24 protein-coding genes are annotated in these 22,403 nt (G+C 54.4%); 12 read left to right on the top strand and 12 right to left on the bottom strand.

Annotated elements, in window-relative coordinates:
- Complete coding sequence (gene sitB, locus OGY68_RS14880) at positions 1–816, bottom strand: iron/manganese ABC transporter ATP-binding protein SitB (protein ID WP_057068099.1); 816 nt, start codon at positions 814–816, stop codon at positions 1–3.
- Positions 813–1,730 carry a metal ABC transporter substrate-binding protein gene (locus tag OGY68_RS14875; protein WP_057068101.1) on the bottom strand — a complete coding sequence of 306 codons (918 nt, stop codon included), beginning with the start codon at positions 1,728–1,730 and terminating at the stop codon, positions 813–815. Before OGY68_RS14875 ends, sitB begins: the two co-directional genes overlap by 4 nt.
- Positions 1,731–1,917: 187 nt before the next feature.
- Here OGY68_RS14875 and OGY68_RS14870 point away from each other — a divergent pair, with 187 nt between their 5' ends.
- The gene (locus OGY68_RS14870; RefSeq protein WP_003825888.1) at positions 1,918–2,262 is read left to right on the top strand and encodes a nitrous oxide-stimulated promoter family protein; all 345 of its coding nucleotides are present in this window, start codon (positions 1,918–1,920) and stop codon (positions 2,260–2,262) included.
- Positions 2,263–2,384: 122 nt separating this feature from the next.
- On the opposite strand, the gene OGY68_RS14865 is transcribed toward OGY68_RS14870, so the two are convergent.
- The 7 genes from OGY68_RS14865 to hypA form a co-directional block, all read right to left on the bottom strand.
- Complete coding sequence (locus OGY68_RS14865) at positions 2,385–2,813, bottom strand: TOBE domain-containing protein (protein WP_003825890.1); 429 nt, start codon at positions 2,811–2,813, stop codon at positions 2,385–2,387.
- A 44-nt stretch (positions 2,814–2,857) separates the two neighbouring features.
- On the bottom strand, positions 2,858–4,936 hold the full coding sequence (gene flhA / locus OGY68_RS14860) for a formate hydrogenlyase transcriptional activator FlhA (protein ID WP_286617153.1): 2,079 nt from the start codon (positions 4,934–4,936) through the stop codon (positions 2,858–2,860).
- 220 nt (positions 4,937–5,156) lie between these two features.
- Complete coding sequence (gene hypE / locus OGY68_RS14855) at positions 5,157–6,167, bottom strand: hydrogenase expression/formation protein HypE (RefSeq protein WP_048236637.1); 1,011 nt, start codon at positions 6,165–6,167, stop codon at positions 5,157–5,159.
- Positions 6,164–7,285: a hydrogenase formation protein HypD gene (gene hypD / locus OGY68_RS14850; protein WP_003825899.1), complete on the bottom strand. Its 1,122-nt coding sequence runs from the start codon at positions 7,283–7,285 to the stop codon at positions 6,164–6,166. The genes hypE and hypD overlap by 4 nt, the downstream gene beginning before the upstream one ends.
- Positions 7,286–7,558: a hydrogenase 3 maturation protein HypC gene (gene hypC / locus OGY68_RS14845; protein WP_003037411.1), complete on the bottom strand. Its 273-nt coding sequence runs from the start codon at positions 7,556–7,558 to the stop codon at positions 7,286–7,288. It abuts the gene before it with no gap.
- The gene (hypB, locus tag OGY68_RS14840; protein WP_003037409.1) at positions 7,549–8,421 is read right to left on the bottom strand and encodes a hydrogenase nickel incorporation protein HypB; all 873 of its coding nucleotides are present in this window, start codon (positions 8,419–8,421) and stop codon (positions 7,549–7,551) included. Before hypB ends, hypC begins: the two co-directional genes overlap by 10 nt.
- Before the next feature lie 103 nt (positions 8,422–8,524).
- Positions 8,525–8,896 (bottom strand): hydrogenase maturation nickel metallochaperone HypA, encoded by a 372-nt coding sequence (hypA, locus tag OGY68_RS14835; RefSeq protein WP_008785634.1) that lies wholly within the window; start codon positions 8,894–8,896, stop codon positions 8,525–8,527.
- Between the two features lie 198 nt (positions 8,897–9,094).
- On the opposite strand from hypA, the gene hycA reads away from it, so the two are divergent.
- The 9 genes from hycA to hycI all read left to right on the top strand — a co-directional run bounded on the left by hycA (position 9,095) and on the right by hycI (position 16,973).
- Complete coding sequence (hycA, locus tag OGY68_RS14830) at positions 9,095–9,553, top strand: formate hydrogenlyase regulator HycA (protein WP_008785633.1); 459 nt, start codon at positions 9,095–9,097, stop codon at positions 9,551–9,553.
- A 143-nt stretch (positions 9,554–9,696) separates the two neighbouring features.
- A complete protein-coding gene (hycB, locus tag OGY68_RS14825) occupies positions 9,697–10,308 on the top strand; it encodes a formate hydrogenlyase subunit HycB (protein ID WP_003825909.1) in 612 nt (203 codons plus the stop codon).
- The gene (gene hycC / locus OGY68_RS14820; RefSeq protein WP_057068106.1) at positions 10,305–12,131 is read left to right on the top strand and encodes a formate hydrogenlyase subunit 3; all 1,827 of its coding nucleotides are present in this window, start codon (positions 10,305–10,307) and stop codon (positions 12,129–12,131) included. The genes hycB and hycC overlap by 4 nt, the downstream gene beginning before the upstream one ends.
- A 2-nt stretch (positions 12,132–12,133) precedes the next feature.
- On the top strand, positions 12,134–13,057 hold the full coding sequence (locus OGY68_RS14815) for a respiratory chain complex I subunit 1 family protein (protein ID WP_003825914.1): 924 nt from the start codon (positions 12,134–12,136) through the stop codon (positions 13,055–13,057).
- Positions 13,058–13,074: 17 nt separating this feature from the next.
- On the top strand, positions 13,075–14,784 hold the full coding sequence (gene hycE, locus OGY68_RS14810) for a formate hydrogenlyase subunit HycE (protein ID WP_057068107.1): 1,710 nt from the start codon (positions 13,075–13,077) through the stop codon (positions 14,782–14,784).
- A gap of 9 nt (positions 14,785–14,793) precedes the next feature.
- Positions 14,794–15,336, top strand: a complete 543-nt coding sequence (locus tag OGY68_RS14805; RefSeq protein WP_057068110.1) for a formate hydrogenlyase complex iron-sulfur subunit — start codon at positions 14,794–14,796, stop codon at positions 15,334–15,336.
- Positions 15,336–16,103 (top strand): formate hydrogenlyase subunit HycG, encoded by a 768-nt coding sequence (gene hycG, locus OGY68_RS14800; RefSeq protein WP_003037388.1) that lies wholly within the window; start codon positions 15,336–15,338, stop codon positions 16,101–16,103. Before OGY68_RS14805 ends, hycG begins: the two co-directional genes overlap by 1 nt.
- Complete coding sequence (locus OGY68_RS14795; RefSeq protein ID WP_003037385.1) at positions 16,100–16,510, top strand: formate hydrogenlyase maturation HycH family protein; 411 nt, start codon at positions 16,100–16,102, stop codon at positions 16,508–16,510. Before hycG ends, OGY68_RS14795 begins: the two co-directional genes overlap by 4 nt.
- Positions 16,503–16,973, top strand: coding sequence for a hydrogenase maturation peptidase HycI (gene hycI / locus OGY68_RS14790; protein WP_003037382.1), 471 nt, complete (start codon positions 16,503–16,505; stop codon positions 16,971–16,973). Before OGY68_RS14795 ends, hycI begins: the two co-directional genes overlap by 8 nt.
- A gap of 56 nt (positions 16,974–17,029) precedes the next feature.
- On the opposite strand, the gene OGY68_RS14785 is transcribed toward hycI, so the two are convergent.
- From OGY68_RS14785 to ascF, 3 genes are all read right to left on the bottom strand, one after another.
- Positions 17,030–17,269: a SymE family type I addiction module toxin gene (locus tag OGY68_RS14785; protein ID WP_008785630.1), complete on the bottom strand. Its 240-nt coding sequence runs from the start codon at positions 17,267–17,269 to the stop codon at positions 17,030–17,032.
- Positions 17,270–17,441: 172 nt separating this feature from the next.
- A complete protein-coding gene (locus OGY68_RS14780) occupies positions 17,442–18,866 on the bottom strand; it encodes a 6-phospho-beta-glucosidase (RefSeq protein ID WP_032945485.1) in 1,425 nt (474 codons plus the stop codon).
- Positions 18,867–18,888: 22 nt separating this feature from the next.
- A complete protein-coding gene (gene ascF / locus OGY68_RS14775) occupies positions 18,889–20,343 on the bottom strand; it encodes a PTS cellobiose/arbutin/salicin transporter subunit IIBC (RefSeq protein WP_032944740.1) in 1,455 nt (484 codons plus the stop codon).
- A 264-nt stretch (positions 20,344–20,607) separates the two neighbouring features.
- On the opposite strand from ascF, the gene OGY68_RS14770 reads away from it, so the two are divergent.
- Both OGY68_RS14770 and hydN read left to right on the top strand, forming a co-directional pair.
- Positions 20,608–21,621, top strand: a complete 1,014-nt coding sequence (locus OGY68_RS14770; protein ID WP_057068112.1) for a LacI family DNA-binding transcriptional regulator — start codon at positions 20,608–20,610, stop codon at positions 21,619–21,621.
- A 145-nt stretch (positions 21,622–21,766) separates the two neighbouring features.
- Entirely contained in the window at positions 21,767–22,312 is a 546-nt protein-coding gene (hydN, locus tag OGY68_RS14765; protein ID WP_003037366.1) for an electron transport protein HydN, read from the top strand.
- The last annotated feature ends 91 nt before the right edge of the window (positions 22,313–22,403 follow it).

The raw sequence follows: 22,403 nt of genomic DNA, 5'->3' as shown, positions 1-22,403 counted from the left end.
TTAATCCCCCTCGTTTGCCGTGCGTCGCGAAATAAACGGGCGTTCATCATCGGTAATTACGTGCTGTTCACCGCCGCTCAGCGCAACGTGACGCAGTACACCGCTGAATGCCAGTTCGAGATTCTCGGGGGTAAAGGTGGTTTCGGTGGGTCCACTTGCCAGCACCGTGCCCTTAATCATCACCGTGTAATCACAAAACTCGGTGACGGATCCCAAATTATGGGTAGAGACCAGCATGGTTCGACCCTCATTACGCAGTTCACGCAGCAGGTCGATGATCCGGGCCTCGGTTTTTACATCCACGCCGGTAAAGGGTTCATCCAGTAAAATAACCTGTCCGTCCTGTGCGATGGCCCTTGCCAGAAAAACACGCTTTTTCTGCCCACCGGACAGTTCACCTATCTGACGATGGCGATAATCCAGCATATCAACTCGCGCCAGCGCCGCATCTACGCAGGCGTGGTCAATTTGTTTTGGTCGACGCAGCCAGCCCATATGGCCAAAGCGTCCCATCATCACCACATCTTCCACCAGTACCGGAAACGACCAGTCCACCTCTTCTGACTGGGGGACATAGGCGATCAGATTCTGTTTGAGCGCCTTATTTACCGGCTGTTGCAGAATTGAGATTTCCCCCTGCGCCAGGCGGACAAAACCCATCAGCGCTTTAAAAAGCGTTGATTTTCCCGAACCGTTTACGCCGACCAGCGCGGCAATTGAGCCGCCCGGAACCTGAAAAGTGGCGTCCCGCAATGCGGTATGACCGTTGCGATACGTCACCGTAACCTGATTTACGGTAATCGCAGAGTGACTCATGGTTGGCTCTCCAGACCCTTGTTGATGCCGTTAACAATGGTTTGCGTGGTGACGCGCAGTAAATCCAGATAGGTCGGTACCGGACCGTCGGCTGCACTGAGCGAATCGACATACAGCACGCCGCCGTAATGTGCGCCAGACTCACGGGCAACCTGACGCGCTGGTTTGTCGGACACGGTGCTTTCGCTAAATACCGTCGGGATATGATGCTCTCTGATGGCATCGATAACCTTGCGTACCTGCTTGGGCGTACCCTGCTGATCGGCATTGATCGGCCACAGATACAGCTCCTTGAGATTGTTATCACGAGCTAAATAAGAGAATGCGCCTTCGCTGGTGACCAGCCAGCGTTTATCAGCAGGGAGCTTTGCCAGTTCTGTATGCAGTGGCGCCAGGGTCTGCTGGATTTTCGCTTTATAATTCTGCGCATTATTCTGGTAGGTTGCGGCATTGTCCGGATCATATTTGATCAGCGCATCGCGAATGTTATCCACGTAGATCAGCGCGTTCTCTGCTGACATCCAGGCATGCGGGTTTGGTTTACCGTTGTACGGCCCTTCGCTGATGCCCATTGGCTGCACGCCGTTTGAGACCATCACTTCAGGTACGCCGGACAAATTTTGGTAGAAGCGGGCAAACCATAGTTCGAGGTTTAGACCGTTGGAGAGAATAAGCTGTGCGCCTTGCGCCCGTTTAATATCGCCTGGGGTTGGTTGATATTCGTGAATTTCAGCACCCGGTTTGGTGATAGAACTAACGTCCGCCGCGTCACCTGCTACATTGCTTGCCATATCGGCAATCACCGTAAAGGTGGTCACCACTTTGAATTTTTCTTTCGCCCAGGCGGGTGACAGCGTCAGCGCTGTTAACACGCTGGCAAGGAGAAATGACTTCAGATGGGGCAGATGCGGCATAGTATCCCTCGCAACAAAGTGGTTAATTTATCATCGAATATAGCCTTTGCTATGTTATATAGCACATGGCATAAACAAATGAAAATAATTCTTATTTGCGTAGGGTGCTAAGGATGTATCACCTTCAAGTAATAGTTCTGTGCTTAGTTAAGGTGTATTATTTATGCAACTTAATTGTGGAGGCATCATGTCCGGCAAACGCATTGCACGTGAAAAAATGACGATCCAGAGAATGATTTCGCTCTACGAGAGCCAGTGCCCGCAGGCTTCAGACGAGCCGGGGCATTACGATGCGTTATTTGCCTATGCGCAAAAGCGCCTCGACAAGTGCGTATTTGGTGAGGAAAAACCGGCCTGTAAACAGTGTCCTGTGCACTGTTATCAACCTGCTAAACGCGAAGAGATGAAGCAAATTATGCGTTGGGCTGGGCCGAGAATGCTCTGGCGTCACCCGATTCTGACCGTACGTCACCTGATTGATGACAAACGTCCAGTGCCGGAGTTACCCGAGAAGTACCAGCGGAAAAAATAAGGTCGCTGTGCGCCGGATGGCGGCTGCGCCTTATCTGGCCTACGAGAATAAGTGCATCTGTCGCGTAGGCCCGATGCGCATTGCGCCATCGGGCAACTTAGCCATGTGGTGATGAATGGCGACTACGCTTTGGTGGCAATCAGAATAGCTGAGGCTTTGATCAGCGCAACAACACGGCTTCCCTGACTCAGTTTCATCTCTTGCTGACTTTCGTTGGTGACGACGGCAACAATCTCGAAGCCTGCGTCAGTTTTGATATGTACCGTGGCGTTGACTGCGCCTTCTGTGACCTGGGAAACACTGCCAGCAAACTGGTTGCGGGCAGAGAACTTCAGACCACAGTCTTCAGTTGCCAGCGTCACCCATGGCGCTTTAATCAGGGCAATTGCTTCTTTCCCTTTCGCCAGACCCAGCGCCTGCTGGCTGCTATGGGTTACAATCGCGACCAGTTTTGCGCCGCCAGCCAGCGTCAGTTCAACTTCATCATTCACTGCGCCCGTAGCGACTGCGCTCACCGTACCGGTTAATTGATTACGTGCTGATACCGCCATACTGCCTCCTTTCGTTGAGATATCACCCAGTATAGCCACACTGGCTAAACCAGTGCATCCTTATCAATGCCTAATCGCTTCATGCGTGAGAGTAACGTTGTACGTTTCAACCCCAGCCTTTGTGCCGCGCCTTTGGGACCGGCAACCACCCCGTTGGTTTCTTTCAGTACGCGCATAATCAACTGGTATTCATCTTCACCGTCCTGCGCGACTTCGGTTGCCACCGGAGGCGTGGACGGCGTCAAAGGGGCAATATCCGGAAGGGACAGTTGCAGTACGTTGCCCCGGGTAAGCAGAACCGCACGTTCTACCACGTTTTCCAGCTCACGCACGTTACCCGGCCATTCCATACAGCTCAGCGTGCGCAGAGCCTCGGCAGGAATACTGTCGATATTGCGTCCCATCCGACGAGCAATTTTGAAGGTGAAGGCTTTTACCAGCAGCGGAATATCTTCCGGGCGCTCACGCAGCGGCGGCAGATGGATCGGGAAGACGTTCAGCCGGTAATACAGATCGTTACGAAATTCGCGATCGGCAACCATCTTCTTCAGATCGCGGTTGGTAGCGGCGATCAAGCGCACGTCGGTCTGGATCAGCTTATTACTGCCCAGACGTTCAAATTCCTGCTCTTGCAGAACCCGCAGTAGCTTAGGCTGAAGCTCCAGCGGCATATCGCCAACTTCATCGAGGAACAGCGAACTTTTATCTGCCAGCTCGAAACGACCAATCCGCTGCGTGCTGGCACCGGTAAACGCGCCACGCTCGTGACCAAACAGATCGCTTTCCAGTAATCCGGCAGGCATTGCCGCGCAGTTCATCTTCACCATCCGACGGGCGTTACGTCCGCTCAGGTTGTGAATGGCTCGTGCGATCAGCTCTTTACCCGTTCCGGTCTCACCCAGAATCAAGACGGTGCTGTCGCTTTGCGCCACCATTTCGACCTGCTTGAGTACGCTGTACATCGCTTCGCTGCGACCAATGATTTCGCCGAACTCACTCTCTACGTTGTTGAGTTGTTCAGTCAACGCCAGGTTTTCATCGACCAGACGTTCCTTCAGGCGGTGGATCTCCTGATAGGCGAGGGCGTTATCCACGGCAATTGCCACACGCTCGGCAATCTGGCGCAATAGCTTGAGGTTGGCGGTAGTGAAAACTTTCTCTTCGCACTGTGCCAGTTTGAGTACGCCGAGCATAGTATTGCCGGACATCAGCGGTAGCAGACACAGGGTTTGTAGCTGGTTGCCCCAGGTTTCGAACAGCATCCGTTCGTAAGGGGCAAGGATGTCACGTTCGCTCAGGTTGATCAGCAGCATCTCTTTGCTTTTGAAGACCCGTTCAGAGAGCGTTCCCGCTTCGTCCACTTCACTCTGTTCGTGTGCCGGATGATGTTCATCCAGATAGTGAGTGGAATAGATACTGAGTTTATTTTTGCGATCGCTGCGTAACACGATGCTGATGGCATCGATGTCGAAGTAGTGGTGGATCTCTTTGGCGACTTCGCTGACCAGCTCATCAATATCCAGTCGGGAGAGCACGGCATTGGTGATGGCGACCAGGATGCGAAAGTTGTCACGCTCACGACACAGCAGATCGTAATCGACGTTGTTGCTGACTCTGCTTTGAATTTGTTCAGCAACGACGCCGACTATCAGAGTGAAGGTCTGTAGACGGTTATATTCTTTTTCACTCCACGGACGGTCTTCGTTACGGATGAATTCGCAACCGCCAAAGATGCGCCCATCTGCCGCCAGCGGCAGCAGGCAGTAGTGACCAAATTCAGAATACAGTCCACCTGAAGCCAATTGTGGCCATGTTTCCGTAAACTCATGATAGTTGCAGTGCAACGCATCAGGGCGAGACAAAATACGGCGTACCGGACCATGTGCCAGCACCGTTTCGTCTTCATAATCGATGGGTTTACCATTTTCACGCGTTGCAAAATAACGCGCACGTTGCGTTTGTGCCTGCCATAAGACAATAGCCGCGCAGTCGGCCAGCGCTGAACGCTTGACCAGCTGCGAAAGCGCCTCGCTAAGAGACGGGAGATCGGGCTGCTGTAATAATGTACGAGTAATATCGAACAGGCCTTGCTGTCCGAGGTCACTCATCGGTGTATACGACATATTGCTTTTCCAGGGAAAGCACCGCAGAACGGTGCGAAAACGGTAAATGAATTATAGGTATAAGTCGTAAATTATTGCCGGATGGCCTGCCACTGAACTGGCCAGGATATACAATCCGTTGGCCCGATCAGCAAAGCGGTATCAGGCATAATGCAGCATTAACGCCGGATGTTGACGCTAATGCGTCTTATCCGGCCTACAGCATGCTGCCAACCGGCTGCTAGCATATACGAGGTAATGGTTCGGCGTGTGGTAAATCGAGGGTTCGTTTCACGCCGTAGAGTCCGGCAAGACGAACACCTTTGCGTTCGACCACTTCACCAATCATTGCGGCATCGCACCCTAACGGATGCGCGCGCAGCGCGGCAAGTACGGTTTCAGCGGCCTGGCGTTCAACGGCAATCACCAGTTTGCCTTCGTTAGCAAAGTTGAGCGCATCCAGACCCAGCAGCTCGCAAACGCCACGCACCGCTGGTTTCACGGGCAGAGCAGCTTCCGACAGCTCAATACCAAATCCGCATGCTGCGGCAAATTCATGCGTGACCGCATTCACGCCGCCACGGGTGGCGTCACGCAGCGCCTTCACGCCAGGAATATCACGCAGCGTCTGGATAAGAGGTGTTAACACCGCGCAGTCGCTGATCAGTTCGCCATCCAGACCCAATTGCTCGCGTAGGTTAAGGATAGTTGCGCCGTGATCGCCAAGCGAACCACTGACCAGCAGCACATCACCCACACCGAGAGTCTGTGCACCCCAGTGAATGTTGGCGGGAATTGCCCCCATTCCGGCAGTGTTAATGAACAGCTTGTCTGCTGCACCACGCTGCACGACTTTGGTATCGCCAGTCACGATGGCGATACCTGCTTCGCGCGCGGTTGCTGCCATGCTGTTAACAACGGTTTTCAGTGTCTCCATCGGCAGACCCTCTTCGAGGATAAAACCGCAGGAGAGGTAGCGTGGAATAGCTCCGCTGACCGCGACATCGTTAGCCGTACCACAGATGGCCAGCTTGCCGATATTGCCGCCGGGGAAGAACAACGGATCGATAACGTAGCTGTCAGTTGAAAACGCCAGACGGTCGCCTTCTGCCACCAGTTGTGCCAGTTCCAGACGCGCCTGATCTTCTTGTTCCGCCAGCCACGGATTCGCGAAAGCCTCCATAAACAGACTGTTGATCAACTGCTGCATAGCCTGACCGCCGCTACCGTGGGCGAGTTGTACGCTGCTCATGCTTCACACTCCTGCTGACGATACTGATACCAGGCGGCACATGCGCCTTCTGAGGAGACCATCAGGGCGCCAAACGCGGTCTCCGGGTTACACGTTTTGCCAAATAACGGACACTGATGTGGTTTACATCTGCCCGTCAGCACTTCCCCACAACGCGCGCGCGGATCGTCATACACCTGCTGCGGCGCTGGCTGGAAATGTGCTTCGGCATCAAAGCGCTGATAGTCCGGCGTCAGGTGAACGCCAGAGGATTCGATAACGCCCAGACCGCGCCATTCGCTGTCACCATTGACGCAGAACACCTCGGCAATGGCCTGTTGCGCTAACGCGTTACCGGCATCCGGTACCACGCGGCGGTACTGGTTTTCTACCTGGCTTTGGGCTGCAATTTTCTGCTCAATTAACATCACTACGCCTTGCAGGAGATCAAGCGGTTCGAAACCGGCGACCACCAGCGGGCGATGGAAATCTGAAGCAATGAAGTTGTAGGCGTCGGTGCCAATCACCATGCTGACGTGGCCCGGTGCTAAAAAGGCGTCGATACCGTTGTCCGGCTGTTCCAGCAGGCTGCGCAGCGTAGGGATAAGCGTGATGTGCTGGCAGAAAAAGTAAAAGTTCTGCACGTCACGCTGCTTTGCCTGTTGCAGGGTGATAGCGGTCGTTGGCATTGTGGTTTCAAAACCCAGGCCAAAGAACACCACTTTACGCGTTGGGTTTTCCTGCGCCAGCTTCAGTGCATCCATCGGTGAGTAGACGATGCGGATATCCGCACCACGCGCCTTGGCTTGCAGCAGGGAGCCTTGCTTACCCGGGACGCGCATAGCGTCGCCAAAGGTGCAGAAAATTACTTCTGGATGGCTGGCAATTTCTACACAGCTGTCGATTCTGCCCATCGGCAGAACGCAAACCGGGCAACCCGGACCATGAATAAACTCCACGTTTTCCGGTAACAACTGGTCGAGCCCGAATTTGAAGATAGCGTGGGTATGACCACCACAAACTTCCATGATCCGCAGCGGGCGTTCAGCCGTGTAGGAGAGGTGGGCGGCACGTTCACACAGGTGCTCTATCAACTGCATCACCTGTTCTGGTGCGCGGTATTCGTCAACAAAACGCATTTATTTTTCCTCGCCGTACAGCAACGCGCCGACATCCGGCTCAACGTCAAACATGTTTTGCAGCGCGTCGAGCGTATCGCGCGCTTCAGCTTCATTAATGATGCTCATGGCAAAACCGACGTGGACCAGTACCCACTGGCCGAGGCGCGGTTGGCCATGTTCATCACAGCTACCGACCAGCGTCAGGTCGACGTCGCGCTGAATACCGCAAACGTCGACTTTGGCCTGGTTGCCATCAATGGTGCGGATTTGACCCGGAACACCTATGCACATCGCTGCGTCTCCAGCCAGGAGAGCCATTGATCCATCCCTTCACCACTGGTGGCGGAAATTAGGATAATCTCAATCCCCGGGTTCACTTCCCGGGCGCTGGCAATGCATTTTTCAACGTCAAAATTGAGGTACGGCAGTAGATCCACTTTGTTGAGCAGCATCAGCGATGCGGCGGCAAACATATGCGGGTATTTCAGCGGTTTGTCTTCACCTTCGGTTACTGAAAGCACGGCCACTTTATGGCGCTCGCCGAGGTCGAAGCTGGCCGGGCAGACCAGGTTGCCGACGTTTTCAATGAACAGAATACCGTTATCGTCAAGCGGCAAACGCGGCGCGGCGTCAGCAATCATTTGTGCGTCGAGGTGGCAACCTTTACCGGTGTTGACCTGAATGGCGGGTGTGCCTGTGGCGCGAATACGGGCGGCATCGTTCACCGTCTGCTGGTCACCTTCAATAACGGCGCACGGCACGCTATCTTTCAACTTCATCAGCGTTTCGGTCAGCAGGGTAGTTTTACCAGAGCCCGGGCTTGAAACAAGGTTCAGCACCAGATGCTGACGGGCCGCAAAGCGGGCACGGTTGCGCTCGGCGAGGCGGTTGTTTTTGTCCAGTACGTCAATTTCCACTTCCAGCATACGGCGTTGGCTCATACCTGGTGCGTGGGTTCCGGCCTCACCGTGACCGTAGTGCAAATCGCCTTCTTCGGTCTGGCTCGGTGTGAAATTTGAGGTCTTCACACCGGTAATATTCAGCGCCGGACGAGCCGCCGGGGCAAATGGCGCGCTGCGAAACGCCGAGTGGGGATTATGCTCATCACCCTCTATATATAGGTTGCCTTCAGCGCAACCACATGTCGTACACATCGCTCACTCCTGATCTTTTTACTTGCGATACATCTGTTGCCGGATGTCTACGTTGCCTTATCCGGCCTACAAACGAGCTCTTTCTGTAGGCTGGATAAGACGCTTAAGCGTCGCCATCCGGCGCTGGAGTTTCATCTATTTCAATACGTCGAATCTGTAAGCCGTCATCGGCCACAATTCTCAGCATATCGCTGTTGCATTGCGGACATCGGCGCACGCGTTGCGTCAGTAACGTGACGTATTGCTGACAAGATTCGCACCAACATTCGGCTTCTTGTTCTTCGAGGTGGAGTTTACAACCTTCTGCAAGGGTCCCGCGGCATACCAGATCAAAACAAAAGGAGAGAGCGCTGGTTTCTACGCAAGAAAATGCGCCAATTTTGAGCCAGACCCCAGTTACTCGCTTAGCACCGTGTTGCGTGGCCTGTTGTTCAATCAATTCCAGTGCCCGTTGGCAGAGGGTTATTTCGTGCATACCGCCTCCTGTGAAGTTGCCGTAGTAAAAGCAATAATCATGCCAGGTTGATTTTTTTCATTCGTGACAATGACGACGATGACGAAATGACATGTCGTCACCCGCCTTTGATTTTTTATCTATATGAAAATTAAGTGATTTAATTTTGGCATGAAATGTGCTTAAGGCTGTTCATCTCTGCTAAACGGGTAACCTGACATGACTATTTGGGAAATAAGCGAAAAAGCCGATTACATCGCTGAACGGCATCGTCGCCTACAGGACCAGTGGCGTATTTACTGCAACTCGCTGGTTCAGGGGATCACCCTGTCAAAAGCGCGTTTGCATCATGCGATGAGCTGCGCACCGGACAAGGATCTCTGCTTCGTCCTTTTTGAACACTTCACTATCTACGTCACGCTGGCGGACGGCTTTAACAGCCATACCATCGAATACTACGTCGAAACGAAAGACGGTGATGATAAGCAGCTGATTGCACAGGCAGAATTGACTATCGACGGTAAGGTCGATGAGCGTATTAGCAACCGCGATCGCGAGCAGGTGCTGGAGCACTATCTCGAAAAAATCGCCACCGTCTACGACAGCCTGTACACCGCGGTTGAGAACAATATGCCGGTGAATTTAAGCCAGCTGGTTGAGGGACACAGCCCGGCTTAAGCCTCGGGTACTGCCCACTTTGTCATGGTGCGGTCTACATACTGCGTCACGACGTTTTAGGGAATGGGCATGTCGAAAAATGTCGAAATGACATTTGGTAGACATGTTTTCGTCAAAAATGACTATCACCTGAGGAATGCCTGGTGAATCGTTTTGTAATTGCTGACTCCACTCTTTGTATTGGCTGCCACACCTGTGAAGCCGCCTGCTCAGAGACACATCGCCAGCATGGCCTGCAGTCAATGCCGCGCCTGAAAGTGATGTTAAATGAAAAAGAATCCGCGCCGCAGCTTTGCCACCAGTGTGAAGATGCACCTTGCGCCACCGTGTGTCCGGTTAATGCCATTAACCGCGTTGATGGCGCCGTACAGCTGAACGAAAGCCTGTGCGTAAGCTGCAAACTGTGCGGGATCGCTTGTCCGTTTGGCGCGATAGAGTTTTCCGGTAGCCGTCCGCTACACATTCCGGCAAACGCCAATACGCCAAAAGCGCCTCCGGCTCCGCCAGCGCCTGCTCGCGTGAGTTCGCTGTTGGACTGGGTTCCTGGCGTTCGTGCCATCGCGGTGAAATGCGATCTGTGTAGTTTTGACGAGCAAGGTCCGGCCTGCGTGCGCATGTGTCCGACCAAAGCCCTGCACTTGGTGAGCAACATGGATATCGCCCGCGCCAGCAAACGTAAGCGTGAGCTGACTTTCAATACCGATTTCGGCGATCTCACCTTGTTTCAGCAGGCTCAGAGTGGGGATGCAAAATGAGCGCAATTTCACTGATTAACAGCGGCGTGGCCTGGTTTACAGCGGCTGCGGTTCTGGCATTTCTGTTTTCATTTCATAAATCGCTGAGCGGCTGGATTGCTGGGGTTGGCGGTGCGGTCGGCAGCCTGTGTACGGCAGCCGCGGGTTTTACCGTTCTGACTAATGCGCTGGCAGTGAGCGGCGTGATGCCGTTTATTGGTCACAGTCTGCAAATTACTCCGCTGAATGCTATCTGGCTGATTACACTGGGCCTGTGCGGCCTGTTTGTCAGCCTGTACAACATTGACTGGCATCGTCATCCGCAGGTGAAAGCTAACGGCCTGCTGGTGAATCTGCTGATGGCCGCGGCGGTATGTGCGGTGGTTGCCAGTAACCTCGGTACGCTGGTGGTGATGGCGGAAATCATGGCGCTGTGTGCCGTGTTCCTCACCGGATGCAGTAAAGAAGGCAAACTGTGGTTTGCGCTGGGGCGTATTGGTACGCTGCTGCTGGCGGTCGCCTGCTACCTGGTGTGGCAACGTTACGGCACTCTGGAGCTGCGTCTGCTAGACCTGCGCACCCAGGAGCTGCCGCTCGGGTCTGACATCTGGCTGCTGGGCGTGGCAGGTTTTGGCCTGCTGGCCGGGATTATTCCACTGCACGGTTGGGTGCCACAGGCACACGCCAATGCCAGCGCACCGGCTGCGGCGCTGTTCTCTACCGTCGTCATGAAGGTTGGTCTGCTGGGTATTCTCTCCCTGTCGCTGCTGGGCGGTAACGCGCCGCTGTGGTGGGGGATTACGCTGCTGGTGCTGGGCATGATCACCGCGTTTGTTGGTGGTCTGTATGCGCTGATGGAACACAATATCCAGCGCCTGCTGGCGTACCACACGCTGGAAAACATCGGCATTATTCTGCTGGGTCTGGGCGCTGGCGTGACCGGAATTTCCCTGAATCAACCGGCGCTGATCGCGCTGGGTTTGACCGGCGGTCTGTACCACCTGGTAAACCACAGCCTGTTCAAAAGCGTTCTGTTCCTGGGGGCTGGCAGCATCTGGTACCGTACCGGTCATCGTGATATCGAAAAACTGGGCGGTATCGGTAAACGTATGCCGGTTATCTCGCTGGCGATGCTGGTTGGTCTGATGGCGATGGCCGCACTGCCGCCGCTGAACGGTTTTGCCGGTGAGTGGATTATCTACCAATCCTTCTTTAAGCTTGGCAACAGCGGCGCGTTTGTCGGTAGCCTGTTAGGACCGTTGCTGGCGGTAGGGCTGGCAATTACCGGCGCGCTGGCGGTGATGTGTATGGCGAAAGTCTATGGCGTTACGTTCCTTGGCACACCGCGCACGAAGGAAGCTGAAAATGCCTGCTGCGCGCCAATCCTGATGGGAGTGAGCGTCGTCGCGCTGGCTATCTGCTGCGTGATTGGCGGCGTTGCTGCGCCGTGGCTGCTGCCGATGATCTCCTCTGCCGTTCCGCTGCCGTTGGAAACCGCGAACACCACCGTTTCTCAGCCAATGATCACGCTGCTGCTGATCGCGTGTCCGCTGCTGCCGTTCATCATCATGGCCATTTTCAAAGGCAACCGTCTGCCGTCGCGTTCACGCGGTGCGGCATGGGTGTGTGGTTACGATCACGAGCAGTCAATGGTGATTACCGCGCACGGTTTTGCTATGCCGGTGAAAGAAGCCTTTGCCCCGGTACTCAAACTGCGTAAATGGCTGAACCCGGTATCACTGGTTCCGGGCTGGCAGAATGCGGCTGCACCGGTGCTGTTCCGTCGCCTGGCGCTGATTGAGCTGGCGGTGCTGGTGGTGATTGTGGTTTCACGAGGAGCCTGAGAATGAGTGTTTTATATCCGTTAATTCAGGCGCTGGTGCTGTTTGCCGTTGCGCCGCTGCTGTCCGGTGTTACCCGCGTGGCGCGTGCGCGTTTGCACAATCGCCGCGGTCCGGGCGTTTTGCAGGAATACCGCGACATTATCAAACTGCTGGGCCGTCAGAGCATTGCGCCTGCGGATTCCAGCTGGGTTTTCCGCCTGACGCCGTTTGTGATGGTGGGCGTGATGCTGACTATCGCCACTGCGTTGCCGGTAGTGACCGTTGGCTCGCCGCTGCCACAACTGGGCGATCTGATCACCTTAATTTACCTGTTCGCCATCGCCCGTTTCTTCTTCTCTATCGCGGGACTGGATACCGGTAGCCCGTTTACCGCCATTGGCGCCAGCCGTGAAGCGATGCTCGGCGTGCTGGTTGAACCTATCCTGCTGCTGGGGCTTTGGGTAGCGGCACAGGTTGCGGGTTCAACCCATATCAGCAATATCGCCGATACCATTTACCACTGGCCTGCTGCGCGCAGCATCCCGCTGATTCTGGCACTGTGCGCCTGTGCTTTCGCCACCTTTATCGAAATGGGCAAACTGCCGTTCGATCTGGCGGAAGCAGAGCAGGAGCTGCAGGAAGGTCCATTGACTGAATACAGCGGCAGCGGTTTTGCCGTGCTGAAGTGGGGCATTAGCCTCAAACAGCTGGTCGTTCTGCAAATGTTCGTTGGCGTGTTCCTGCCGTGGGGACAGATGGAAACCTTCACCGCCGGTGGACTGCTGCTGGCGCTGGTGATTGCCGTCGTCAAGCTGGTCCTCGGCGTGCTGGTCATCGCCCTGTTCGAAAACAGCATGGCGCGTCTGCGTTTTTGCGCCACTTCACGCGTGACCTGGGCCGGTTTTGGGTTTGCGTTTTTAGCGTTCGTCTCCTTGCTGGTGGCGTGATTTAAGAGAGTTTGAGCATGTCTGAAGAAAAATTAGGTCAACAATATCTCGCTGCGCTGCACCAGGCCTTTCCGGGCGTGGTGCTGGATGAAGCCTGGCAGACCAAAGATCAGCTGACGATCACCGTCAAGGTGAACTACCTGCCGGAAGTGGTGGAGTTCCTGTACTACAAACAGGGCGGCTGGTTATCCGTGCTGTTTGGTAACGACGAACGTCAGCTGTGCGGTCATTACGCCGTTTATTACGTGATGTCGATGGAGCAGGGCACCAAGTGCTGGATAACCGTCCGCGTTGAAGTCGATGCCAATAAACTGGAGTTCCCGTCCGTCACGCCGCGCGTTCCAGCAGCGGTCTGGGGCGAGCGTGAAGTGCGCGACATGTACGGTTTGATTCCGGTTGGTTTACCGGATGAGCGCCGTCTGGTGTTACCGGATGACTGGCCGGACGAACTCTATCCGCTGCGTAAAGACAGCATGGATTATCGTCAGCGCCCGGCACCGACTACCGATGCTGAAACCTACGAGTTCATCAACGAACTGGGCGACAAGAAAAATAACGTGGTGCCGATTGGCCCGTTGCACGTCACCTCCGATGAACCCGGTCACTTCCGCCTGTTCGTTGACGGCGAGAACATTATCGACGCCGATTACCGTCTGTTCTATGTCCACCGCGGCATGGAGAAACTGGCGGAAACCCGCATGGGTTACAACGAAGTGACGTTCCTGTCAGATCGCGTGTGCGGCATCTGCGGCTTTGCGCATAGCACCGCTTATACCACCTCCGTTGAGAATGCGATGGGCATCGTGGTGCCGGAACGTGCGCAGATGATCCGCGCTATTCTGCTGGAAGTTGAGCGTCTGCACTCGCACCTGCTCAACCTCGGCCTGGCCTGTCACTTCACCGGTTTTGACTCCGGCTTTATGCAGTTCTTCCGCGTACGTGAAACGTCGATGAAGATGGCTGAGATCCTCACCGGGGCACGTAAAACCTACGGTCTGAACCTGATCGGCGGTATCCGTCGTGATCTGCTGAAAGAAGATATGATCCAGACCCGTCAACTGGCGCAGCAGATGCGTCGTGACGTGCAGGAACTGGTCGATATGCTGCTCAGCACGCCGAACATGGAACAGCGTACCGTTGGTATTGGTCGTCTTGAGCCGGAAATTGCCCGTGACTTCAGTAACGTCGGCCCGATGGTTCGCGCCAGCGGCCACGCGCGTGACACCCGCGCCGATCACCCGTTTGTCGGCTATGGTCTGCTGCCGATGGAAGTTCACAGCGAGCAGGGCTGCGACGTTATTTCTCGCCTGAAAGTCCGTATTAATGAAGTCTACACCGCGCTGAATATGATCGACTTTGGTCTGGATAACCTGCCGGGCGGCCCGCTGATGGTGGAAGGCTTTACCTATATTCCTCACCGTTTCGCACTGGGCTTTGCTGAAGCGCCGCGTGGAGATGACATCCACTGGAGCATGACCGGCGACAACCAGAAACTGTATCGCTGGCGCTGCCGTGCGGCGACTTACGCCAACTGGCCGACGCTGCGCTATATGCTGCGTGGCAACACCGTTTCCGATGCCCCGCTGATTATCGGTAGCCTCGACCCTTGCTACTCCTGTACTGACCGTATGACCGTGGTTGATGTGCGTAAGAAGAAGAGCAAAGTCGTGCCGTACAAAGAACTTGAGCGCTACAGCATCGAGCGTAAAAACTCGCCGCTGAAATAAGGAATCGCCATGTTTACCTTTATCAAAAAAGTCATCAAAACCGGGACGCCGACGTCGTCGTATCCGCTGGAGCCGATTGCGGTCGATAAAAACTTCCGTGGCAAACCGGAACATAATCCGCAGCAGTGCATCGGCTGTGCGGCCTGTGTGAACGCGTGCCCGTCGAACGCGCTGACGGTAGAAACCGATCTGGTCACCAATGAGCTGGCGTGGCAGTTCAACCTTGGGCGCTGCATTTTCTGCGCCCGCTGCGAAGAAGTCTGCCCGACAGCGGCGATCAAGCTGTCGCAGGAGTATGAGCTGGCGGTGTGGAAGAAAGATGATTTCCTGCAGCAGTCTCGTTTTGGCCTGTGCAATTGCCGCGTATGTAACCGTCCGTTTGCGGTGCAAAAAGAGATTGATTACGCCATTGCGCTGCTTAAGCACAACGGTGATACCCGCGCGGAAAACCACCGTGAAAGCTTTGAGACCTGCCCGGACTGTAAGCGCCAGAAATGCCTGGTGCCGTCTGACCGTATTGAACTGACTCGCCATATGAAAGAGGCCAGCTGATGAGCAATTTATTAGGCCCACGTGACGCCAACGGTATTCCGGTACCGATGACGGTGGATGAATCCATTGCCAGCATGAAAGCGTCGCTGCTTAAAAGCATCAAGCGTTCAGCGTACGTTTACCGTGTGGACTGCGGCGGCTGCAACGGCTGTGAAATCGAAATTTTCGCCACGCTTTCTCCGCTGTTTGATGCCGAACGTTTTGGTATCAAAGTGGTACCGTCGCCGCGCCATGCGGATATTCTGCTGTTTACCGGCGCGGTAACGCGTGCCATGCGCTCTCCGGCACTGCGCGCCTGGCAGTCAGCGCCGGATCCGAAAATTTGTATCTCTTACGGTGCCTGCGGTAACAGCGGCGGTATCTTCCACGACTTATACTGCGTATGGGGCGGCACGGACAAAATCGTACCGGTGGACGTGTATATTCCAGGTTGCCCGCCGACGCCTGCGGCAACGCTGTACGGCTTTGCCATGGCGTTGGGACTGCTGGAACAAAAAATTCACGCGCGTGCGCCGGGTGAACTGGACGAACAGCCGGCGGAAATTCTGCATCCGGACATGGTTCAGCCGCTGCGTGTGAAGGTGGATCGCGAGGCTCGCCGTCTGGCGGGATACCGCTACGGCCGCCAGATTGCTGATGACTATATGACGCAGTTAGGGCAGGGCGAGCATCAGGTGGCGCGCTGGCTGGAGGCGGAAAACGATCCGCGTCTGACCGAGATCGTCACGCATCTTAATCATGTTGTCGAAGAGGCGCGTATCCGATGAGTGAAACGGTGGTGTTCAGCCAACTGAGCCGTAAGTTTATTGATGAGAACGATGCGACGCCCGCTGAGGCGCAGCAGGTTGTCTATTACAGCCTGGCGATTGGTCACCACCTTGGGATCATCGATTGCCTGGAAGCGGCGTTAACTTGTCCATGGGACGAATATTTGGCATGGATTGCTACCCTTGCTGAGGGAAGCGAAGCCCGCCGGAAAATGGAAGGCGTGCCGAAATACGGCGAGATCGTTATCGATTTCAACCATGTACAAATGCTGGCGCGCGCGTTCGATGATGCGCGTGCCGTGCAGACCCCGCAGCAGCAGGAATGGAGCAAGCTGATGCTTAGCATGCTGCACGACATACACCAGGAAAGCGCCATCTATCTGATGGTGAGGAGACACCGTGACTGACGTTTTATTATGTGTGGGTAACAGCATGATGGGCGATGACGGCGCGGGCCCGCTGCTGGCTGAAATGTGTGCTGCAAATCCTCAAGGCAACTGGGTTGTCATCGACGGCGGTAGCGCGCCGGAGAACGATATTGTCGCCATCCGTGAACTGCGTCCGCAACGTTTGTTGATTGTTGATGCCACCGATATGGGGCTGAACCCCGGTGAAATCCGCATTATCGATCCTGATGACATTGCCGAGATGTTCATGATGACCACCCACAACATGCCGCTGAACTACCTGGTAGATCAGTTGAAAGACGATGTTGGTGAGGTAATTTTCCTCGGCATTCAACCGGACATCGTCGGTTTTTACTACCCGATGACACAGCCGATCAAAGATGCGGTTGATACCGTCTATCAACGATTAGCCGGTTGGGAAGGACACGGCGGATTCTCCGAGCTGGAAGCACCAGAAGAGTAAACCGTATCAGTGCCGGATGTGAACGACATCCGGCCTGTTTTCCCAGTGTATCCTCGTCATTCAATTGCCTGCTCAATAATTAATTTCCCCTGCATCACTGATACATTCACTGCCGTACCGGTCGGAAATCCAGCTTGTTCCAGCCAGTCGCCGTTCAGCGTGAGTGAGGCGTGACGACTGATTCGTCGCGTATAACCCGTTTTTGGATCTTCATGGCGTTTTCTGACATAGCTGACTTTCAAGCGACGTACCGGTTTGGTGATTGCCACCGCTGTTTTGCCCTTTTTATCAAACATGCACGCTTCCTTGTGGTGAACGGCCAGGATTAAAAACTACTGAATAAAATGCCAGTAAAAAAGGGGGAGGGCAAACCTGAAACTGGAAGGACGATTCCACATCCGGAATGTAATAAATGAAATGAAAATATGTACTTCTGCCGGAAGGCTGTAACCCCCTCCGGCAGATCCGTCATGCCAGATCGGCACCGTTACTGGCGATGACTTTTTTGTACCACCAGAATGATTTCTTGCGTGTACGTGCCAGCGTGCCGTTGCCCGCGTCATCGCGGTCCACATATACAAAACCGTAGCGTTTGCTCATCTCACCGGTTGAGGCTGAAACCAGATCGATACAGCCCCAGGTGGTGTAACCCATCAGCGGCACGCCATCTTCAATCGCGTCTGCCATGGCGCGAATATGTTCGCGTAAATAGCTGATGCGATAGTCGTCATTGATCTCACCGTTAGCATCGATTTCATCTTTCGCTCCCAGCCCGTTTTCCACCAGAAACAGCGGTTTCTGGTAGCGGTCATACATCATATTCATGGTGATGCGCAGGCCGAGCGGATCGATTCCCCAGCCCCATTCACTGGCGGCAATGTACGGATTACGCAGCGACTTCACCACGTTGGCAGCGCTGGTATTGCCCGTGTTCATTTCAGCGGAGGCGCAGCGCGATGCGTAATAGCTGAAAGAGACGAAATCGACGGTATTTTTCAGGATGTCGTCATCTTCCGGGGCTTTTTCGATTACCACGCCTTTTTCGCGAAAAACGCGGGCAGAGTATGCCGGGTAGGCCCCGCGCGCCTGCACATCAATGAAGAACAGGTTTTCACGGTCTTTTTCCAGTGCGGTCCACACATCTTCCGGCTTACACGAGTAAGGATAAAAATTACCGCCAGCCAGCATACAACCGACCTGGTTTTGCGGATTAATTTCATGGGCTATTTTAGTCGCCAGGGCGCTGGCTATCAGTTCGTGGTGAGCGGACTGATATTTCACCTGATCCTGATTTTCACCTTCTTCAAATACCAGCCCGGCGCCTGAAAAGGGGCTGTGCAGCATGATGTTGATTTCGTTGAACGTCAGCCAGTACTTCACCAGACCGTCAAAGGCCTCGAAGCAGGTACGGGCGTAGCGGGTAAAGAACTCCACCATTTTGCGGTTACGCCAGGAGCCGTACTCGGTGACCAGATGCATAGGCACATCGAAGTGACACAGCGTGACTAATGGCTCAATACCGTATTTTTTACACTCGGCAAACACGGCCCGATAAAACGCGATTCCGTCTTCATTCGGCGTCAGCTCGTCGCCGTTAGGGTAGAGGCGGCTCCAGGCAATGGAAGTACGAAAAACCGTAAACCCCATTTCCGCCATTAGCGCGATATCTTCTTTATAGCGATGATAAAAGTCGATCGCCTGATGGCTGGGATAAAATTCGTCATCCCGCAGCGTAAAGCGCTTTTCCTGACCCAGTTTGACGGGCATGCGGTGTGTGCCGTGGGGGATCATATCGACGGTAGTCAGCCCTTTGCCGCCTTCCCGGTATGCCCCTTCAGATTGGTTGGCGGCCAGTGCGCCGCCCCATAAAAATCCTTGCGGAAAAACAGACATAATTAACCTCAGTTCGTACCAGTCAAATGCTGGCTCCATTGATATTGCCCGGTTGTGCGGCCTGGTTTTTTCTGGCCTGCGCGGCTGCATCTTCGACAGGAATATCTTCAAAGCCGAGAATCAGCGTTAGTACAAAAGAAAGCACTACCGCCAGCGCCATTACGCCAAATACCCAAACGATGGTCATCGGATTGGCCGGATCGAAAAACTGGACGCTGGTGAACAGACCTGGAGCCGCCATGGAGTGGCTTGCAAGCCCGGCCATTCCAGCAACAGCACCGCAGATAAAACCGCTGATAAGGCTCGCAATCAGCGGACGTTTCAGGCGGATTGCCACGCCATACAGCGCGGGTTCGGAAATGCCCGCCATGATGGCTGAGGCGGCGGCCGCCAACGCCGTCTGGCGCAGCTCCGGGTTTTTGGTTTTCCATGCCACTGCCAGCGATGAACCACCTAACGACAAATTGGCGCCAATTTCCGATGGCATCACCATGCCTTCTTTTCCGGTTTCGGCAATGGTCTGAATAATGGTTGGCGTAAAGACACGGTGCATACCGGTCATTACCAGCAGCGGCCACAGCGCGCCCATAATGGCCACTGACAGCCAGCCGAGATAGCCGTGGATGGTATAGACCAGCGCTGAAATCGCGCTACCGATCCAGATACCGATCGGGCCAATGATGACGATGGCGAGCGGGGCGGCGATCAGCACGATCAGCATCGGTTTGAGGAAGTTTTTGGTCACCGCCGGAGTTATACGATCGACCCAACGTTCGATGTATGACAAGCACCAGGTCATGACCAGCGCCGGGATCACTGTGTAGGTGTATTTCACCGCCGTCACTGGGATCAGGGCAAACTCAACGTGCTCACCCTGCGCGGCCTTCGCCATCAGGTCGATAAAGCTGGGATGCACCAGTACGCCCGCGATGGCGATAGCCAGCGACATGTTGGTTTTGAATTTGATAGCGGCCGACGCGGCGACCATCAGCGGCAGGAAGAAGAATGCACCGTCGCCAATGACGGTCAGAATGGTGAGCGTGGACGATCCTTTCACCAGCACGCCGGTCATTTCCAGAACCATCGCCAGCAGCTTGAGCATTGATCCGCCGATAATCGCCGGGATCAACGGCGACATTGTGCCGATCAGCGCATCAAGGATCCCCGCGCCAATCCGCTTCAGCGTCAGTCGGGGTTTGATTTGCGGCTCAGCAGGCTGCATGTTGGCAGGCAACAGGCTGACCACTTCACGATACGCCTGCGAAACGGTGTTGCCGATAATCACCTGACATTGGTTCTCGTTGCGCACCACGCCCAGCACGCCAGTGAGGGTTTTCAGCGTCGCGCTGTCGACCTGCGAGTCATCTTTAATAACGAAACGCAAACGGGTCATACAGTGGGTCACTGCTGTGATGTTGTCGACGCCTCCCAGAGCCGTCACAACGGAGCGCGCCAGCGCTGCATAATTCTTGGACATCGGATTTAATCCTGTTTTATCAGTAGAGTACGTTATTTTTTATCCGTTTACGTGGATCGCTTTTCTGGGTTGATGAAACGCAGATAGGAAACCGGTTCCACAAAATCATGTTTAAATTGTATTAACTGATCAAGATTTAATTTTGATCAGTTTTTGTAATTGTGACCCCGATCACCAGATGTCAGCGTCTGCGATTTAGCAGCAAGGACAGCGGCAAAACGGTGCAGTACACTGCGTCACATTGAGAGAAAAGGGATGAGTAATATGACCACGATGCTGGAGGTGGCGAAGCGTGCCGGAGTGTCGAAAGCGACGGTTTCCCGGGTGCTTTCCGGAAACGGCTATGTCAGCCAGGAAACCAAAGACCGCGTGTTTCAGGCCATTGAAGAGAGTGGTTACCGCCCAAATTTGCTGGCGCGCAGTCTCGCGGCGAAAACCACGCAGACACTGGGTCTGGTGGTAACAAACACCCTTTATCACGGCGTCTATTTCAGCGAACTGCTGTTTCATACCGCGCGGATGGCGGAAGATAAAGGGCGCCAGCTGTTACTGGCTGACGGTAAGCATAGCGCTGAGGAAGAGCGCCAGGCGATCCAGTACCTGCTCGACCTGCGCTGTGACGCGATTATGATATATCCGCGTTTTCTCAGCGTGGATGAGATAGATGACATCATCGATGCCCACAGCCAGCCGATTATGGTGCTTAATCGACGCCTGCGGAAAAACAGTAGCCACAGCGTATGGTGCGATCAAAAGCAGACCAGCTTTAACGCCGTTACTCAGCTCATTGCCGCCGGGCATAAAGAGATTGGTTTTATTACCGGCTCGATGGATTCGCCAACCGGCGTGGAGCGACTTTCAGGCTATAAAGACGCGCTGGCACATCATGGGATCGCGCTAAATAATGATCTGATTGTTAAAGGGAAATGGACGCCAGCCTGCGGCGCAGCGGGTGTGGATACTTTGCTTTCGCGCAAGGTCAATTTTACCGCATTGGTGGCCAGCAATGACGATATGGCGATCGGCGCGATGAAGCAGTTGCACGAGCATGGTGTGAGCGTTCCCGCACAGGTGTCGGTGATTGGCTTTGATGATATCGCCCTCGCGCCATACACTATTCCGGCGCTTTCCAGCGTTAAAATTCCGGTAACAGAAATGATTCAGGAAACGATTGGGCGCCTGATCTTTATGTTAGGTGACGGGGCGTTTACGCCGTCAAAGACCTTCACCGGTGAACTGATTGCGCGCGACTCAGTTGCGCCGGCCGTTTCGCGCTGACGGCTGTCATTTGTCATCGTCACTAGTGACGATGACACGCTCTTCTTGCGTTCTTCAGAATAAAACTCTTTTAAAAACAGTAAATTAAATTCTGGCACGATTTGTGTATGCTTCGGCAGATATTCTGTCATTGCTGGAGAAATTGATGAACCGTTTCATCATTGCAGACGCCAATAAATGCATTGGTTGCCGTACCTGTGAAGTGGCCTGCGTGGTATCCCATCAGGATAACCAGGACTGCGCATCGCTGACCCCTGAAACCTTTTTACCCCGCATTCACGTCATCAAAGGCGTTAATGTCTCCACGGCGACGCTGTGCCGCCAGTGCGAAGACGCGCCGTGCGCTAACGTCTGTCCGAACGGTGCGATCAGCCGTGATAAAGGTTTTGTTCATGTAATGCAGGAACGTTGCATTGGCTGTAAAACCTGCGTTGTGGCTTGTCCTTACGGCGCAATGGAAGTGGTCGTGCGTCCGGTCGTGCGTAACAGCGGCGCAGGTCTGAACGTCCGCGCAGAAAAAGCTGAAGCCAATAAGTGCGACCTGTGCCACCATCGTGAGGCCGGTCCTGCCTGTATGGAAGTGTGCCCGACTCACGCGCTGATATATGTGGATCGCAATAAGCTTGAGCAACTGAGCGCGGAAAAACGTCGTCGCGCCGCGCTGGATTCCACCGCATCTTTGCTGTTCTGATATCTGAAAATCCGCGTAAAATACGGTAGTACTTATGCCGGATGGCGGCTTTGCCTTATCCGGCCTACTGTTCGTATCCACGTAGGCCTGA

Source organism: Citrobacter sp. Cpo065 (assembly GCF_030332805.1).
In the GTDB taxonomy this organism is placed as follows: Bacteria; Pseudomonadota; Gammaproteobacteria; order Enterobacterales; family Enterobacteriaceae; genus Citrobacter; species Citrobacter portucalensis.
Note: the sequence above shows the minus strand (reverse complement) of the source record. Positions and strands in the feature narration are given on the sequence as shown.